The sequence below is a fragment of the Bacteroides sp. AR20 genome, from assembly GCF_964250605.1.
Lineage (GTDB): Bacteria > Bacteroidota > Bacteroidia > Bacteroidales > Bacteroidaceae > Bacteroides > Bacteroides uniformis.
Window position 1 is genome coordinate 74,297 of sequence record NZ_CAXUGK010000016.1, and the last position, 16,830, is coordinate 91,126.

At 47.7% G+C, this 16,830-nt stretch carries 13 protein-coding genes, 1 other RNA gene and 1 pseudogene; 2 read left to right on the top strand and 13 right to left on the bottom strand.

Annotated elements, in window-relative coordinates:
• From ACESTD_RS10010 to ACESTD_RS10045, 8 genes are all read right to left on the bottom strand, one after another.
• Complete coding sequence (locus ACESTD_RS10010) at positions 1-2,475, bottom strand: FAD-dependent oxidoreductase (RefSeq protein ID WP_373158837.1); 2,475 nt, start codon at positions 2,473-2,475, stop codon at positions 1-3.
• A 293-nt stretch (positions 2,476-2,768) separates the two neighbouring features.
• A complete protein-coding gene (locus ACESTD_RS10015) occupies positions 2,769-3,980 on the bottom strand; it encodes a clostripain-related cysteine peptidase (RefSeq protein WP_034523208.1) in 1,212 nt (403 codons plus the stop codon).
• A 19-nt stretch (positions 3,981-3,999) separates the two neighbouring features.
• Positions 4,000-4,398 carry a hypothetical protein gene (locus ACESTD_RS10020; protein ID WP_373158838.1) on the bottom strand — a complete coding sequence of 133 codons (399 nt, stop codon included), beginning with the start codon at positions 4,396-4,398 and terminating at the stop codon, positions 4,000-4,002.
• 122 nt (positions 4,399-4,520) lie between these two features.
• On the bottom strand, positions 4,521-5,381 hold the full coding sequence (locus ACESTD_RS10025) for an RNA polymerase sigma factor RpoD/SigA (RefSeq protein WP_002561589.1): 861 nt from the start codon (positions 5,379-5,381) through the stop codon (positions 4,521-4,523).
• 192 nt (positions 5,382-5,573) lie between these two features.
• Positions 5,574-7,103, bottom strand: a complete 1,530-nt coding sequence (locus ACESTD_RS10030; RefSeq protein ID WP_005831283.1) for a Do family serine endopeptidase — start codon at positions 7,101-7,103, stop codon at positions 5,574-5,576.
• 347 nt (positions 7,104-7,450) lie between these two features.
• Positions 7,451-8,785 (bottom strand): transglutaminase family protein, encoded by a 1,335-nt coding sequence (locus tag ACESTD_RS10035; RefSeq protein ID WP_005832285.1) that lies wholly within the window; start codon positions 8,783-8,785, stop codon positions 7,451-7,453.
• The gene (locus ACESTD_RS10040; RefSeq protein ID WP_005831287.1) at positions 8,782-9,954 is read right to left on the bottom strand and encodes a dipeptide epimerase; all 1,173 of its coding nucleotides are present in this window, start codon (positions 9,952-9,954) and stop codon (positions 8,782-8,784) included. Before ACESTD_RS10040 ends, ACESTD_RS10035 begins: the two co-directional genes overlap by 4 nt.
• A 131-nt stretch (positions 9,955-10,085) precedes the next feature.
• Positions 10,086-11,291, bottom strand: coding sequence for an NlpC/P60 family protein (locus tag ACESTD_RS10045; protein WP_034522629.1), 1,206 nt, complete (start codon positions 11,289-11,291; stop codon positions 10,086-10,088).
• Between the two features lie 200 nt (positions 11,292-11,491).
• Here ACESTD_RS10045 and rnpB point away from each other — a divergent pair.
• Positions 11,492-11,905, top strand: an RNA gene (rnpB, locus tag ACESTD_RS10050) — RNase P RNA component class A.
• A gap of 30 nt (positions 11,906-11,935) precedes the next feature.
• Positions 11,936-13,255 (top strand): YihY/virulence factor BrkB family protein, encoded by a 1,320-nt coding sequence (locus ACESTD_RS10055; protein WP_005832288.1) that lies wholly within the window; start codon positions 11,936-11,938, stop codon positions 13,253-13,255.
• Positions 13,256-13,391: 136 nt separating this feature from the next.
• On the opposite strand, the pseudogene ACESTD_RS10060 reads toward ACESTD_RS10055, so the two are convergent.
• The 5 genes and pseudogenes from ACESTD_RS10060 to pstA all read right to left on the bottom strand — a co-directional run.
• A pseudogene (locus tag ACESTD_RS10060) lies at positions 13,392-13,472 on the bottom strand (NAD(P)H nitroreductase); the annotation flags it as partial.
• Between the two features lie 12 nt (positions 13,473-13,484).
• Positions 13,485-14,087, bottom strand: a complete 603-nt coding sequence (locus ACESTD_RS10065) for a riboflavin synthase (protein WP_005832292.1) — start codon at positions 14,085-14,087, stop codon at positions 13,485-13,487.
• A gap of 352 nt (positions 14,088-14,439) precedes the next feature.
• Entirely contained in the window at positions 14,440-15,135 is a 696-nt protein-coding gene (phoU, locus tag ACESTD_RS10070; RefSeq protein WP_373158839.1) for a phosphate signaling complex protein PhoU, read from the bottom strand.
• A gap of 60 nt (positions 15,136-15,195) precedes the next feature.
• A complete protein-coding gene (gene pstB / locus ACESTD_RS10075) occupies positions 15,196-15,951 on the bottom strand; it encodes a phosphate ABC transporter ATP-binding protein PstB (RefSeq protein ID WP_005832296.1) in 756 nt (251 codons plus the stop codon).
• A 17-nt stretch (positions 15,952-15,968) separates the two neighbouring features.
• On the bottom strand, positions 15,969-16,829 hold the full coding sequence (gene pstA, locus ACESTD_RS10080) for a phosphate ABC transporter permease PstA (RefSeq protein ID WP_005832298.1): 861 nt from the start codon (positions 16,827-16,829) through the stop codon (positions 15,969-15,971).
• Position 16,830 lies beyond the last annotated feature (1 nt).

Below are 16,830 nucleotides of genomic sequence, written 5' to 3' on the forward strand. Positions count from 1 at the left end.
CTATATAAATAAGTTCACATTTGCCTTGTCCGCACGTTCCATATAGGTAGCCACGCCGCCGATGGTTACTTCATCCAGAAGTTCTTCGTGCTGGATGCCCATCATATCCATAGACATCTGGCAAGCAATGAATTCCACTCCCTGCGCCAATGCCTGCGAGCGCAACGACTCCAAAGAATCCACTCCCTTGCGCTTCATCAAGAAGCGCATCATGCGGCTGCCCATGCCAAACATATTCATCTGCGACAACTTCAGTTTCAAAGAGCTGGACGGCAGCATCATGCCGAACATCTTGCCGAAGAAGTCCTTCTGCACACTGGGTTTCTGCACTTTCTTCAAGACGTTCAGTCCCCAGAAGGTGAAGAAAATGGTTACTTTCTGTCCCGTTGCCGCTGCTCCGTTTGCTAGTACGAAGGTTGCCAGCGCTTTGTCCAGGTCGTCACTGAACAGAATCAGCGTCTTTCCCCTCCCCCCGGCTGCGGAAACATTGGAAGCAGATGTACAAGCCGGAGCACCTTTCTCGATGACTACCGTATAGCGTCCTTTCTCGTCATGCTTCTCTATCAATTTATTTCCCGTCGTATCACACCAGGCAGAAGCATCGCGTGCAAAACCGGCATCGGTTGCCACAATCTCCACACGCTCGCCCACAGCAATGCTATCCATCGCCTTTTTCACCTGCATGATAGGTCCCGGACATTGCAAACCGCAAGCATTTATCTTCAACGTTTCCTTCTTGGACACTGATGCATCCGCAGGAACATCATCAGTAGCAGCCTCTACCGAAGAAGAAGAAGAGCCGCCGCCTGCCGGAGCAGATAGAGACGGCAGAGGTGCTGTTGCCGTGGAGTAGGTCTTATAACCACCTATCAGATTGCGCACATTGCGATAGCCGCACCCCATCAGGATGCGCAGGGACAGATAACCGCGCAGACCCACAGCACAGAAAAGCACTACCGGCTTGTCTGTAGGTATCTCTGCCAAATGCTCGCGCATTTCGTCCAACGGAATATTGACGGCTCCCGGAATGGTGCCGAAAGAGAATTCCTCGGGCGTACGGGTATCTATCAGCATCACTTTATCCTTCTCTTCTACCAGCTCGCGCCAAGAGATGACAGGCATAGCACCGCTGATAATGTTCGATGCTACATAGCCGCCAATAGCGATGGGGTCTTTGGCCGAGGAGAAAGGAGGCGCATACGTGTGCTCCGTCTCCATCAAATCGTAGACTGTGCCACCCCGCTTGATGAGTCCGGCTATCTGGTCGATTCGCTTGTCCACTCCCTCGTAACCGATACATTGCGCACCATAGAGTTTACCGGTTTTGGGATGGAAAGTCAGTTTCAAGGTCAAAGGTAGGGCATCCGGATAGTAACCGGCATGAGATGCCGAGTGAGTCACCGAGCTTTGATATTCCATGCCCCACTGCTTCAAGCGTTTGGCTGCAAGGCCCGTAGAGGCTACCGTCATGTCGAATACTTTGGCAATGGAGGTGCCGATAGCTCCTTCGTAGGAAACAGTATTGCCAAACACCATATTATCAGCAACGATACGTCCCTGGCGGTTGGCAGGATTTGCCAGATAATTGAGCCAGGGCTTTCCGGTCAGCGGATGAGGATATTCGATGGCATCGCCCACAGCATAGATGTCTTTTTCGGAAGTCTCCAAGTGTTCGTCTACCCAGATACCGCCCATCTCGCCCAGTTTCAAGCCGGCTTGTTGCGCCAATGCAGTGGCAGGACGCACACCGATGGAGAGTAACACCATATCGGCAGGAATGGCCTTTCCGCTTTTCAGGAATACGGTGATTCCGTTGTCCGTACGCTTGAAATGGGTTACTCCTTCTTCCAGATAGAGAGAGACGCCTTTCTGCAACAGATGCTGATGAATAGGTGCCGCCATAGAGAAGTCGATAGGTGCCATCACCTGATTACCCATTTCGACTACAGACACATGAACACCGGCATGATGCAGGTTCTCCGCCATTTCCAATCCGATGAAACCGGCACCTACCACCACGGCGCGTTTCACCTGCTTGTCCGAGATATAAGCCTTGATATGGTCGGTATCTTCTACATTGCGCAACGTGAAGATGCCTTCGGAATTAATGCCTTCCAAGGGGGGCTTCACGGGGTTGGCAACGGGAGAAAGCAAAAGTTTGTCATAGCTTTCGTCGTACTCCTTGCCTTCCACATTGCGTATGGTAACGGTCTTGTTTTTGGGATGGATGGCGATTACTTCATTCTGCACACGCACATCAATGCGGAAGCGCTTGCCGAAAGATTCGGGTGTCTGCACCAGCAGCTTCTCGCGCTCTGCTATCACTCCGCCTATATAATAAGGTAAACCACAATTAGCGTACGAGATGTAAGGGCCTTTCTCCAATAAGAGAATTTCAGCCATTTCGTCCACTCTTCTTAGTCGGGCGGCTGCCGTGGCTCCACCTGCTACACCGCCAATGATTACATATTTCATAATTCTTTGTTTTTTTAAGTTTGACGATGCAAAGAAAAGAATTATTTTCAATAAAACATAATTTCCATAAGAAAATATTGTTAAATAACTAATTTTCAACAAGAATAGGCATAAAAAGAAGGGGTAAAAGTACTCTTAATAGATATATTTTAGGCGCGGATTACGCGAAGTTCACGGATTCGATTAACTAATCCGCGTAATTCGCGTAATCCGCGCCTAAAAATAGATTATGAGAAAGCACTCATATACTTTTTCCGGACACAGCCTTATACAATATGTAACTTTGAATAGCCTTACCAACCCAGCTTGGAAAGACCGGCAGACTTATACCAATCCGTGGAACGAAACGCTGCGGCAGCCGCCTGTTTAGACAAAGACGGTATATAATGGGAAACACCGCTTGAACCTTCCATAGAAAACATGCCGGTATAACCAGAATAGTTCTTGGAAGTAGTCTCCCAATAGGGTACTGCCATATCATAAACCTGCTTCCAAGTAGCAAAGCCAGAAGCATCAGTTAACTGTTGCATCAGCTGGACAAAATCATAATAACCAATATTACTACTTTCACGACGTTGGTCGTAATTAAAAACAAGAGAACGCAATTCCTCACTATCAGCATTCTCTGACAAGACTTGCTTGGTAATACTTGCCAAAGACTCTAACACTGAACTCTGTAGCGCACAAACGGAAACACCGCCTGTCCAATTCGTATTGGATATTCCACTCCCTCCATTATAAATTTTCTTGTAAGGCTCGTAATAAGCGGCAGCTACCTTCAACGCCACTTCACCGTCCGAAAACAACGCAGGAACAAGTACATCATAGCGTGCCCCCGGTCCAGGTATTTCTGTAGGTGAACCAATATAATAATCAGTAAAGTTGCGCAAGGCATAAGCCACTTCAATGGACTGCATAAAGCAGGCATCGAACAAGACAAAATCAAAATGAGGAACAGCATCAGCAGACAATATTGTAACCAAATCTTCAATATTCATGTAATGAGTGCCCGAACCTGTGTCTTGCCCTACCCATCTGGTAGAAGGAAGTGGATTAGGAATCCAACCATCTCCATGCGACCAATAAATCAAACCATAGCTTTCAGCTCTGTATTCACTGTTTTTAAAGACATCATTAAAGACTTCCAAAGTCTCAGCCACACCCACAGAATTACGATTTTCATAGGTCTTTACCGTTGTTTCCTGCAATTTACCACCTTCATTTTTCAACTCAATGAGACGTGGAGAAGAATCAGTATCAATATAAACTAATAGGCGCATATTACTACTATTGTTCACTTTTGCCATACCCAATCTCATTTCCTCCAAATCTAATAAGGCTAAAGAAGACAAATTATTAAGTGTACCACGATGATCTGCCGCAAGATATGCCAGTACCGTGCGGCTACCAGCAACGGGAGGTTCCGGTATGGGATCCTCGTTTTCGCATGCTGTCAGTAAAACCGAGCAGCACATCCACAATAGTAGAAAGAGTCTGGATTTCATCATATGTATATTCCCTAAATTATTCCTGCGGTTTTGTAAATGTGAAAGCTTCAGGCTTCACCACCTGCAAAACCATATTCTTACTCTTCTTATACTTACCTTTTACCTTTACAGCCTCTTTTTCCAACTTTTTCCTGTTTTCAGAGAAATAAATCATACAAGTATAGTCCGGCTTCTTCAGATTGTACTCCAGATAGTTCTTGAGCTGGTAAGTGTATAAATCACGCTTGGGCAAGAATCCATTCTTATCCAGCTCTACGCTGTCCAATACCTGGATGTCTGTATAATATACGATGGAGTCATTGAAAGAAGCCGCCACACCAAAAGCATATACAGCCTTTTCCTTATCTTTCATTGTAAAAGCCGAGCACAATGCAAAAACCAAAGCTACGTCACAAAGTATACGAACGTATTTCATTGAGTTATGAGTTATAAGTTATGAATTATCAATGGGGGCAAAGATATAAAAAAAACCGCACGCCTACTAAAGACGTACGGTTTTTTAATTCCTTCTATTTGTCGGAAACTGATATTTCTTATTTATCCCAAATAAGATTTGAGCAATTTACTACGATTACTTTGTCTTAATCTTCTGATTGCTTTTTCCTTAATCTGACGCACACGCTCACGGGTCAAGCCGAATTTGTCGCCGATTTCCTCTAATGTCATTTCCTGCTGTCCGATACCGAAAAACATCTGTATGATTTCTTTTTCCCTATCGGTTAACGTAGAAAGAGCTCTATCAATTTCCCTCGCAAGAGACTCGTTCACCAAAGAGCGGTCGGCCATAGGGGAGTCGTCGTTGACCAGCACATCGAGCAAGCTGTTGTCCTCTCCTTCTACAAAAGGTGCGTCCACCGAAATGTGACGGCCGGACACCTTCAGCGTATCAGAGATTTTGTCAACAGGGATTTCCAGTTCATCGGCAAGCTCTTCAGGAGACGGACGACGTTCGTTTTCCTGCTCGAACTTGGAGAAGGCCTTGCTGATTTTATTCAGCGAGCCTACCTGGTTCAACGGAAGACGTACAATACGCGACTGCTCTGCCAAAGCCTGCAGAATGGACTGACGTATCCACCATACTGCATAACTGATGAACTTGAAACCACGTGTTTCATCGAACTTTTCGGCAGCCTTGATCAGTCCTAAATTACCCTCGTTAATCAAGTCGGGCAAACTCAAACCTTGGTTTTGGTACTGCTTGGCCACAGATACAACGAAACGCAGATTGGCACGTGTCAATTTCTCCAGTGCAACACGGTCACCCTTGCGGATGCGCTGAGCGAGCTCCACTTCCTCTTCAACAGTAATGAGGTCTTCGCGACCGATTTCCTGCAAATACTTGTCAAGAGAAGCGCTCTCTCTGTTAGTGATACTTTTTGTAATTTTAAGTTGTCTCATTCTTATAATACAGATTTGGGTTGCAAAGGTACGACAAATTATTTTGTTACAATAATTTCATCCCAACTTTTTCACCTTATTTATATCTTATCCTATATAACAAAAAGGATGCCGGTATGTATTGTACCGACACCCCCTTTTTCGCTATTGTTAGCTAATATTACAATCTTCTTACCTAACTATCCCTATTTTTTATTCTTGAGTCAAATCAACGGCATACATTGCACGTTTTCCTGACGGGAACATACCGGTGATGAACAAACCTTGCTCAGGAGACTTTCTTGCCTCTTTCATCGCCTTTTCCAAATCGTCCACCGTCTTCATCGGCACTCCGTTGGCTTTCAGAATGATGAAGCCCTTGCGGATACCTGCATCGGCCATCTTGCCATTGGTAACCCCGGTAACTTCCAGACCGTAACCCAGGTTCAACTGCTTCTTCAGCTCGGAAGATACGGGCTTGAAGGCTGCACCCAAGATTTCCATTCCGGCATCCTTCACTACCTTCGTAGTGCCTTGCTCATTCTTCAGCGTGATTTCGAATTCCTTTTCCTTCTTGTCACGAACCACTGTTACCTTCACTTTGTCGCCCGGACGGTGTTTTGCCAGCATTTCCTGCAAATCCGAGAACTTGTGAATCTTCTTGCCGTTCAATGCTATGATTACATCATTTTCCTTCAAGATGCCGGCAGCGGAACCACCTTCAACAACTTCGGCCACATAGATACCCTCTTTCACACCAAGTTCGTCGGCCTTCTTCTTCAGTTCTTCGGTCCAGCGTTCGTCCATCTGCAGGTCTGTGCTCAAATCACTACCCTTGATGCCAAGGAGCGCGCGCTGCACGGTACCAAACTGTTTCAAGTCGGCTACCACCTTTGTCATAATGCTGGTAGGAATGGCAAAACCATAGCCGGAATAAGCACCCGTGGGTGAGTAAAGCATGGCATTGATACCAACCAGCTCGCCTTTGGCATTCACCAACGCACCACCACTATTACCTTGGTTGATGGCAGCATCCGTCTGAATGAAAGACTGGATGTTTGCAGCTTGTCCATTGGAGGCAGAAGAGCCAATGGAACGGGCTTTTGCACTGACGATACCAGCTGTTACGGTAGAGTTCAGGTTGAACGGATTACCTACTGCCAATACCCATTCTCCCACCTTCAACTGGTCGGAGTCACCAACCGGAATTGTCGGGAAGTCATCCCCTTCAATCTTAATCAATGCCAAGTCCGTGCTGGGGTCAGTACCGATGATGCGTCCTTTCAGCTCACGGTCGTCATTCAGTTTCACAGTGATTTCATCAGCACCTTCCACCACGTGATTGTTCGTCACAATATATCCGTCTTTGGAGATGATGACACCCGAACCGAAACCTACACGCGGCTGGGTCTGTATCTGGCGCTGGCGTCCACGACCGTCTCCAAAGAAGAAGTCAAAAATATCCGGCTGTTCTTGTACCGTCTGGGTCTTACTCAACTGAGTGGCACGTATATGCACTACAGCATGGAGCGAACTCTCCGCTGCTTGTGTCAAATCCACAGGCTGGGCATCCGTTGCATGGAAAGCCGCCGGTAGCAGATTATTGGGGTTCTGTTGGAACAACTCGCTGAATGCGGCAGGCTTTTCCTTATTCAGCATCTTATAAGTGGTCAATCCAGCCACTCCAGAGCTCAGGAGCACGATAGCCGCAACTCCAAGGATGTTTTTTGTTGTCTGTTTCATACTATTCTTCCTATTCTTTAAATTGTTAATATTCAAGTTTCGTTTAACATTACGACGTTAAAATAACGACAAAAAACGTTCAGTTATTCCGCTTGTCACTCTTTTTTGTTCTCTTTTAACAGAGGATATTTAGGGCTTAACAGCGGTTAACGGCAAAGACTGACAAATTAGCATTTATGTACGATTGCTGACTGTTAAAGAACTGACAGATAGGGCATAAAAAGACGCATCACCCGTTGCGGCCGAAACGGATGATGCATTTGGGGTAAACAGATGATGCGTTTATACCAAACAGATGATGTGTTCGGGCTGAACGCATCATCTGTTTTTAGAGAGCAGATAGCACCTTAATAATTCAAGTAATCAATGTCCATGTGGTAGTCCCACTGCGGGAAGTAGAGGTTACCTCCCTCCCACTCCACCTCGCCACGCTGGAAGTCGACGGTCTCGCTGCGGGGATACTGCTTTTCGGGCTGTAGCGGCATGCCGTAATCAGTGTTCACAATCATGCGCCAAGAGTCTATACCACCCAGGAAGAAATATTCTTCGTCGGCATTGCGGGCAAAGGCAGGAATGCCGAATGACTGGTCGACAGGCACCCAACCCACACCCTCGAAGTAGACTTCTGCCCAATCGTGCAGATTCCATGCACGGGGATGCATCATAAAGCCGCTCTGGAAATGTGCGGGAATACCACTGATGCGGCAAAGCGTAATGAACAGCAGGCTGACTTGGCCACAGTCTCCGTGACGGTTATCCAACACATATTCCGGGATATTCTCAATGGTGGAATATTCGCGTGCAGAAGCCCACGGGAAGTTGTCATTCACCCAACGGAAGATACGTTTGGCTTTCAGGTAGGGGTTGGTTTCACCTGCTGTCAATTTGGCAGCAAGTTCGCGCAAGCGCGGGGAAAAGACGATATGCTTCTCACGCTCGGCAGTATATTCCTTATAAAGGGCGGTCGTCGTATCATAGGGCTGCACGTCTTCCGGCTTCAGATTATGCCATTCGCCGTTGGCGGTAAACTCAAAGGTTTCGGAGAATACGGTCGGTTCGCCTTCGACAGCACGTTTCTCCATGTACAATGTACTGTGACGGCACTCGGGCGACGAAAAGGTGTATTGCGGTTCGCTGGCCGAAATGAACTTGACATCCTGCTGCCGGGCCTGGTCCTGACGGGGATAGGGTAACCAGCAACGGATGATTTTCCCGGCAGGCACGGCATTGGTATCTACGGTCAACGTGTAGGTGACGCGCATGCGCTTCGGCGCAACAATGGCCTTGCCCTCTTTCTTCACAGCAGAAATGATTTCGGGCAGGTTCTCCATATTCACTTTCTCGCTGCCACTCGGCGAAGTGCCTTCCTTGGCTATCTTGATGTCATAGCAAGTGGAGTCCACACGAAACAGATTAGGTCCGGCATTGCGGAAATAGCGTTTCTCTCCATCCAGCATCATGCACTCCAAAGCTTTGGAGGCTTCCCACTGGCGCATCTGCTCATCGGTCACGTCGGGAATATACTTGCGGATATAGTCCTTCACCTGGGATTCCGTCATACAGAAATCCGTAAGCAGACGTTGGTACAGGTCGTCCTCCCAATTATAGGGCTTGCTCTCGGGCTTCGTGCTGCATGCAGAAGCCATCACAAACAGAGCGACGGTATACAATAGCTTTCTCATAACTTCACCACTCCAATACCCGGCAAATCGGGCAACGTTATCTTACCTTTCACAACCTCCATACCCTTGAAACGGTCGTTCGCAATCAGCAGACTACCGTCCAAGTCGGCAAAGTCCACTGCCGGAGAGAATTGGGAGGCAGCGGTAATGGCACAAGAGGTCTCGGTCATACATCCTACCATCACTTTCATGTCCAATGCACGTGCCAAAGTCACCATCTTCCAGGCTTCGCGCATGCCGGTACACTTCATCAGCTTGATGTTGATGCCCGTAAAGGCACCCTTCAAGCCTGCCACATCCTTCAGACGCTGAATGGACTCATCGGCAAATATGGGCAACGGGCTTTGCTGGGTGACCCATGCAATATCGTCCAGTTGTTCCTTGGGCATCGGTTGCTCTATCATGACAATTCCTTTTTCGTGCAGCCAATGTATCATATCGAGCGCATGATGTTTGTCCTTCCAACCCTGGTTGGCATCAATGGCAATCGGAAGGTCCGTCACCGAACGGATGGTCTCTATCATTTCCTTGTCGTTCTCCCGCCCCAGCTTCACTTTAAGGATATTGAACCGGTCGGCACACTCTTTCGTCTTTTCACGCACCACGTCGGCCGTATCAATACCGATGGTGAAAGTTGTAGAGGGAGTCTTTTCCTTGTCCAAACCCCATATCTTATACCAAGGGGCTTGCAACAGTTTGCCCACAAGGTCGTGCAAGGCGATGTCCACAGCAGTTTTAGCAGCGGAATCCCCTGCCGAGAGGCTGTCTATATAAGCCAGTATATCTTCCAGCTGAAAGGGGTCTGAGAATTGGCCGATAACATCCTGCACCTTCTTCAGAAAAGCCAGTACACTGTCCATCGTGCCTAATTCGTGTTGCAGGTACGGGGGCATGGAGGCTTCACCATAACCGATAATGCCATCATATTCTATCTCGACTTGAACGTCGGGAGTGGTAGTACGCGAGTAGGTGGCCACTGTAAAGACATGGCGCAATTTCAGTTCATAGGGGAAGAAACGCAGTTTCATTTTGGGGGTTACACCTGCCCTACTGTTCACGTTGAACAAGGAAGGAGCGTCATTTCCTCCGGCAAATACATGATTGATTGCCATGCCTGAGCCGAGTGCGGCAAAAGCGGCGGTTTTCAGGAAATCTCTTCTGTTTGACATAATTGTGTGTGTATTAAATGTGCCAATATGCTAATGGGCTAATGTGCCAATGGACTGCGCTATGTATATGCTACGTTATGTTTGCACCGTCACGCCGCAGGTCATTGGCATATTGGCACATTAGCACATTATTACATTGAATAAAATGGATTCGTTTCCGTTGTATTGAGCGACGCCTCCTTATTTATATAAGGTAACACGCGCGTAGCGAACAACAGTCTACCGAGGTTGTATTCATCGAACAGCTCGTCGTCGAGGCTGAAGCTATTGACGCGCACATCGCCTTGCGAATGGATGAAACGCTTGTTGCCGATATACATGCCGACATGTACCACACGTTCCTTGCGTTCCGGCGTCGCCTTGCGCCCGAAGAAAATCAAATCGCCCGGCTGGAGGTTACTGAAATCAGGAGCGATATCGATATGCTCGCCCACGTATGCCTGCTGGGAAGCATCCCGCGGAATGATGATGTCGTGCATGAAAAGAACGGTGCGCATGAAGCCGCTACAATCCACCCCTTTGGAGGAAGTGCCAGCCCAAAGATAAGGGATGCCCATCATGCTATGCGCCGTGGCTATAATGCTGGCGGCATCCTGCTTCAAGGTGGCACGCCATTTCTTCTCAGGCATGGAGATGGATTTGGAGATATATCCCTGACGGCCGTCGGGATAAGCCACCTTATAAAAGGCACCTTTTGTCCCCTCCCACTTCAGGCGGTTTCCTGCAGCAACATCAGAGACGGTCTGCGATGCCTGGCTGGGCTGTGAGTAGACAAAGCCATAATGCGAAGTCACCACTATTTTCTCTGCATTGTTCCAAGCGGTCAGCTCTTCCCGCGTGACGGGATGTATGCCTACTCGGTGTACCCATGCAATGTAGTTGTCCGGTGTCTGGATACGGTACCAGCCGTCGCGCTGCAACACCCGCACCGGCATACCCATCAAGCCTTGCGTCATCATTTCTGAAGAGAAATCCGGGGCTACCCGAAGATTGCACACAGACACATTGACAATGCCATACGTCTTGCCTTCAAGTCCGGCCTCATCCGGAAGCACTTGCAGACAATCCATCACCGCATATCCTTTCTTTGCCAAACCATCCAGCAAAGCCGTCTTTGCCTCTGCCGAAGTGGTGACACCACGCAACATCACATTCTTTCCGGAGAAAGAGTAATCCACATCGAACAAAGCCACGCGCTTGTCCGGTGCAAACTTTTGTTTCAAACTGTCAGCGAGTTGCGCCACTTCTGCAGGTATTGTACGGTCACCCACTTCCGAAGCGACAGCAAAAAGCGGGATTAACAGAAATAAAGAAAAAAGAGAGGATAACTTTTTCATTGGCCAAAACGATTTGGGGGTTATTACTAATAGCAAAGCTACGAATTTATTCCGAAATAGATACATGTTTTTAAGATAATTAAGGGTAAAGAATGAAGAATGAAGGATTCATCCGTACTGCATCCGCACACTGCACAACAAATTCTTCATCCTTCATTCTTCATTCTTCATTAATATTCCGTATCTTTGTACCCTATAAAGCAGTTGGTCGGTCTGTCGCTTGCGCCTCGTGCGTATGAGGAAAGTCCGGGCAACACAGAGCGTCCCACTTCCTAACAGAAAGCTGTCCGTGAGGGTAGAGTAACGTAGAAGAAAATAACCGCCGTCGCCCTTGGGCTACGGTAAGGGTGAGAAGGTGGGGTAAGAGCCTACCAGTCTTGTGGCGACACAAGGGCTGTGCGTCTTGGGAGTTGTAAGGTCATGTAAACCGACGTTATGAGAGTTGCTCGCTCCATGTCGGAGGGTAGACCGCTAAAGCTTGTATGGTGACATGCGGCTCAGATAAATGACAGACACTTCTTTAATGGAGAATGGATAATGAAGAATGGATAATTCCTAATTAGGCTTTTTCAGAAACAGAAGAACAGAACCCGGCTTACAGACTGACTGCTTTTTTATTGACAATGGATAATCGAGATAATAGCATGAACAAGCGTATTGCTGCCCTTTGGAAATTCCTCACCTACGACATCTGGCGTATTACGGAAGATGAAGTCACGCGAACGACCTTTTCCGTATACAATATCATCAAGACGATTTATCTTTGCATCAACCGCTTCACCAAAGACCGGATAGTAAACAAAGCCTCGGCGCTGACTTACAGTACGTTGCTTGCCATCGTGCCTATTCTTGCCATTTTGTTTGCCATAGCCCGCGGTTTCGGATTCGATAATCTGATGGAAAGCCAGATTGTCAACGGTTTCGGCGGTCCTACGGAAACCACGGAAGTCATCCTGCAATTCGTGAATTCGTATTTGTCTCAGACCAAGAGTGGAATATTCATCGGAGTGGGTCTGATTATGTTGCTGTGGACAGTCCTGAATCTAATCAACAATATGGAAATCACCTTCAACCGCATCTGGCAGGTGAAAAAGGCGCGCAGCATGTACCGCAAAATAACGGATTACTTCTCTATGCTTCTGCTGATGCCCATTCTGCTGGTGGTGTCCGGTGGTCTTTCCATCTTCATGAGTACGATGGTGAAGAACCTCGAAGACTTTACCCTGCTGGCTCCCGTCGGCAAGTTTATGGTGCGCCTCATCCCCTTCGTGCTGACCTGGTTCATGTTTACAGCACTGTACGTCTTTATGCCGAATACAAAGGTCAAGCTGAAACACGCACTCATATCCGGTATTCTGGCAGGTACGGCACACCAGGCATTCCAATTCCTTTACATCAGCAGCCAGTTGTGGGTTTCCCGTTACAATGCCATCTATGGTAGTTTTGCCGCCCTTCCGATGTTTCTGCTATGGTTGCAGGTATCCTGGACCATCTGCCTATTCGGTGCCGAACTGACCTACGCCGGACAGAATATCCGGAACTTCAGCTTCGACAAGGATGCGCGCAATATCAGCCGGCGCTACCGCGATTTTATCTCCATCCTGATAATGTCTCTCATAGCCAAGCGCTTTGAACAAGACGCCCAGCCCTATACAGCCGAAGAGATATCCGAAGAGTGCCAGATTCCCATCCGGCTGACACACGAAACCCTTTATGAATTGCAGGAAATCAACCTCCTACATGAAGTGGTGACCGATGAAAAGAGTGAAGACATCGCTTACCAGCCTTCCATGGATATCAACAAAATGAATGTGGCCCTCCTACTGGACAAACTGGACACGCACGGCTCAGAAGATTTCAAAATTGATAAGGAAAATGAATTCAACAACCAATGGGGAGCATTGCTGAAGGCACGGGAGGAATACTACAAGAATGCAAGCAAGGTGCTGCTAAAGGATTTGTAAGCACGCGGAAGTCTTTCCAGAAACTCCGTATCTGCTTTCTTTTTGATTATTTTTTAGACGCGGATGACGCGGATGGGAATATTAAAAAAATCCGCGTCATCTGCGTCATCTGTGTCTAAAAAGTAAATCACCGATATTTCTCAGGCTCCACGGCACAAGTCATATCATAGGCACGGTCACTCTGACGGGATGCCACTAATTGCAGGAAATCGTCCATAGTGCCGTTACCTTATTTATATTGTATCATGCGGCTGATGTACTTACCAATGATATCGAACTCCAGATTCACCACACTGCCCACTTTGAAAGCATGGAAATTGGTATGCTCAAAGGTGTAAGGAATAATGGCCACCTGGAAAGTATCGTCGGTGGGATTGCACACGGTCAGGCTGACACCATTGACCGTTACCGAGCCTTTGTCTACCGTGATGTAGCCGCGCTTTGCCATCTCCTTGTCAAAAGCATACCGGAAAGTAAAGTAATAGCTTCCTTCCGCATCCTTTATATCGATGCAAGTGGCAGTCTGGTCCACATGTCCTTGAACGATATGGCCATCCAGCCGGCCGTTCATCATCATACTACGCTCCACATTCACTTCATCTCCCACCTGCAACAAGCCAAGATTGGAACGGTCCAGCGTTTCCTTCATGGCCGTCACGGTATAGGTATCATCTGTCAGACTGACTACTGTAAGGCAAACACCGTTGTGAGACACACTTTGGTCTATTTTTAATTCACTGACGAATGAACACTTGAAAGTAAAATGTACATTCTCCTGGTCTTTGACCATCGCCACCAATGTGGCACATTCTTCTACTATTCCGGAAAACATGGTTCTATATACTTTTAGGTTATACACGATTTATTATTAATATGCGCAAAGATACAAAAAGCCCTTCGTATAGGTACAAAAAAAAGGAAGCTTTTCACAAAGCCTCCTTTTTCAGTTTTCAATAGGTATTAGTTTTTTTTTAAGGTAAAAAGATTGTTTTCAGGATAACGATGCAAATATAGGCGCTTTTCGTGATACTAACCAAATTAAAAAACATGTCTTATAACATCTTTTTGAAAAATCATTTAAGTTTATTATCATTTCAAAGCATTTTTCTACACCTGCAATCGTTTTCAATGGACAAATATAAGGCTATTTTCCATGAAACACTGAAATTATCCTAAAATTTTGTTTATTTCTTATCATTTAAGTAGTGTTCGTCTGTCCGCCCGCTATGTTTTAACACTTTTGCGTCGATAAAGAACACTATTTCTTCGACAATATTCGTGATGTGGTCGCCGGAACGCTCCAACTTGCGGAACACGCTCACCAGGTTCAGACAAGAGAGTGCACTCTCCGGATGCCGGCTGATGTAGTCGGCAAGAATGGCAGTGGCCTCAGCATTGATTTCATCCAGCATATTGTCCTTGGCAAACACGGCGGTAGCCAGTTCCTGGCTCTCCTCCTGAAGCGCCTGTTTTGCCTGTTCGAGCATGGAGAGTACCTGGGCTATCATCTCTTCGAGACGGAGTTGCTTGACCAGCTCAGTATCCAAAGCAGGTTCATGGCAGTTGAGGGCAAAGCGGGCAATGCCCTCTGCAAAGTCGCCCAGACGTTCCAGGTTCGTATTGATTTTGAGCATGGCAAGCACAAAGCGCAGGTCGATGGCAACGGGGTTGTAAAGGGCAATGATGTCCTCCACGTCGCTGTCTATTTTCAGTTCGAAAGCATTGACGCGACGTTCGCGCACCAATACCTGCTGGGCCAGTTCCCGGTCCAGCGTAAGCACGGCATCACCTGCACGGTCGAGCTGATTATATACCAGGGTCCACATTTCGTCTATTTCCTTTTTCAGCAAGACGAGTTCAGATTCGATAAACTTCACCATAATGTTTCTATTTTAAGATTACTTTTGTACAACTTATTTTGACCTGCATGGAACAATCCGCTACCCGAAACGTCCCGTGATGTAGTTCTGCGTCTCCACCTTGTCGGGATTCGTAAATATCTTCCGGGTATCTCCAAACTCCACCATCTCACCCATATAGAAGAAAGCCGTATTATCACTGACACGCGCAGCCTGCTGCATGTTGTGGGTGACGATGACGATAGTGTACTGCTTCTTCAACTCGTGGATAAGCTCTTCCACTTTGGCGGTGGAGATGGGGTCGAGGGCGGATGCCGGCTCGTCCATCAGCAGGACCGAAGGAGACACCGCCATGGCACGGGCTATGCAGAGACGTTGCTGCTGACCGCCGGAGAGGGCGTAGGCAGAGACTTTCAGCTTGTCCTTCACCTCATCCCAAAGGGCGGCGCCTTTCAGGGTTTCTTCCACCCGTTGACGGATGAAGGCGTTATCGGTGATGCCATTCACGCGGAGTCCGTAGGCAACGTTCTCGAAGATGCTTTTGGGGAAAGGATTGGGACGCTGGAACACCATGCCCACGTTCTTGCGGAGTTCGTCCACTTGCACTCCTCTTCCATAGATATTTTGTCCGTCAATGCGTATCTCGCCGGTCAGACGGGTGTCGGGAATCAAATCGTTCATGCGGTTCAGCAGGCGCAGGAAGGTAGACTTTCCACAGCCCGAGGGACCGATGAAGGCTATCACAGACTTCTCCTCAATCTCCATGCTGATGCCTTTCAGGGCATGGAAATCGCCATACCAGAAGTTCACGTCACGGGTTTCTATCTTGTTCTTCATACCTATTGTATATGTTTTCAATTCGTCTTAATCTTCTTCTCAAAGTATTTCCGTAGGGCGTTTGCCAACAGATTCACCAGGAGGATAATCAGTATCAGCACCAATGCTGTGCCATAAGCGATGGGAAGCTGCGCTTCCATATCCGTACCGCTGGTAGAGATGACATAGAGGTGATAAGGAAGCGCCATGCACTGGTCGAAGATACTTGTAGGCAGCTGTGGCAGGAAGTAGGCGGCACAGGTGAAAAGGATGGGTGCCGTCTCGCCCGAAACACGCCCCAGCGCCAGAATCAGTCCAGTAATGATATTGGGCATCCCCATCGGCAGGATGACATGCCAGATGGTCTGAAGCTTGGTAGCTCCCAACGCGCGGCTTCCCTCACGCATGCTGTCGGGGATGGCTTTCAGCGCTTCTTCCGTGGTGCGGATAACCAAAGGCAGACTTAGCAGACCCAGCGTCAACGAACCTGCCAGGATGCTGTCTCCAAAATCCATATAGTTGACAAACAGCGCCATGCCAAACAGACCGAACACGATAGAAGGGATGCCGCTCAGATTATTCGTCATCATCCGTATGAAGCGTACCACCCAGCCTTTCGGCACATACTCATTCATATAAATACCGCTCATCACTCCCACCGGAAAGGCAAATAAAGCACTGCCCGCCATCAAGCAGAACGTACCTACAATGGCAGGAAGGATTCCACCGGCAGTCATACCGTTGGTAGGAGCCGTAGTGAGGAACTCCCAATCGATAACTCCTATACCTTTATATATAATGAAGCCGAGGATTGCAAAAAGAATCCCCACCACACTCAGGCTCAACAGACGGAACAAGCCGAATGCCATGTTTTGCGAAAGATGCTTTCTATTGACCATA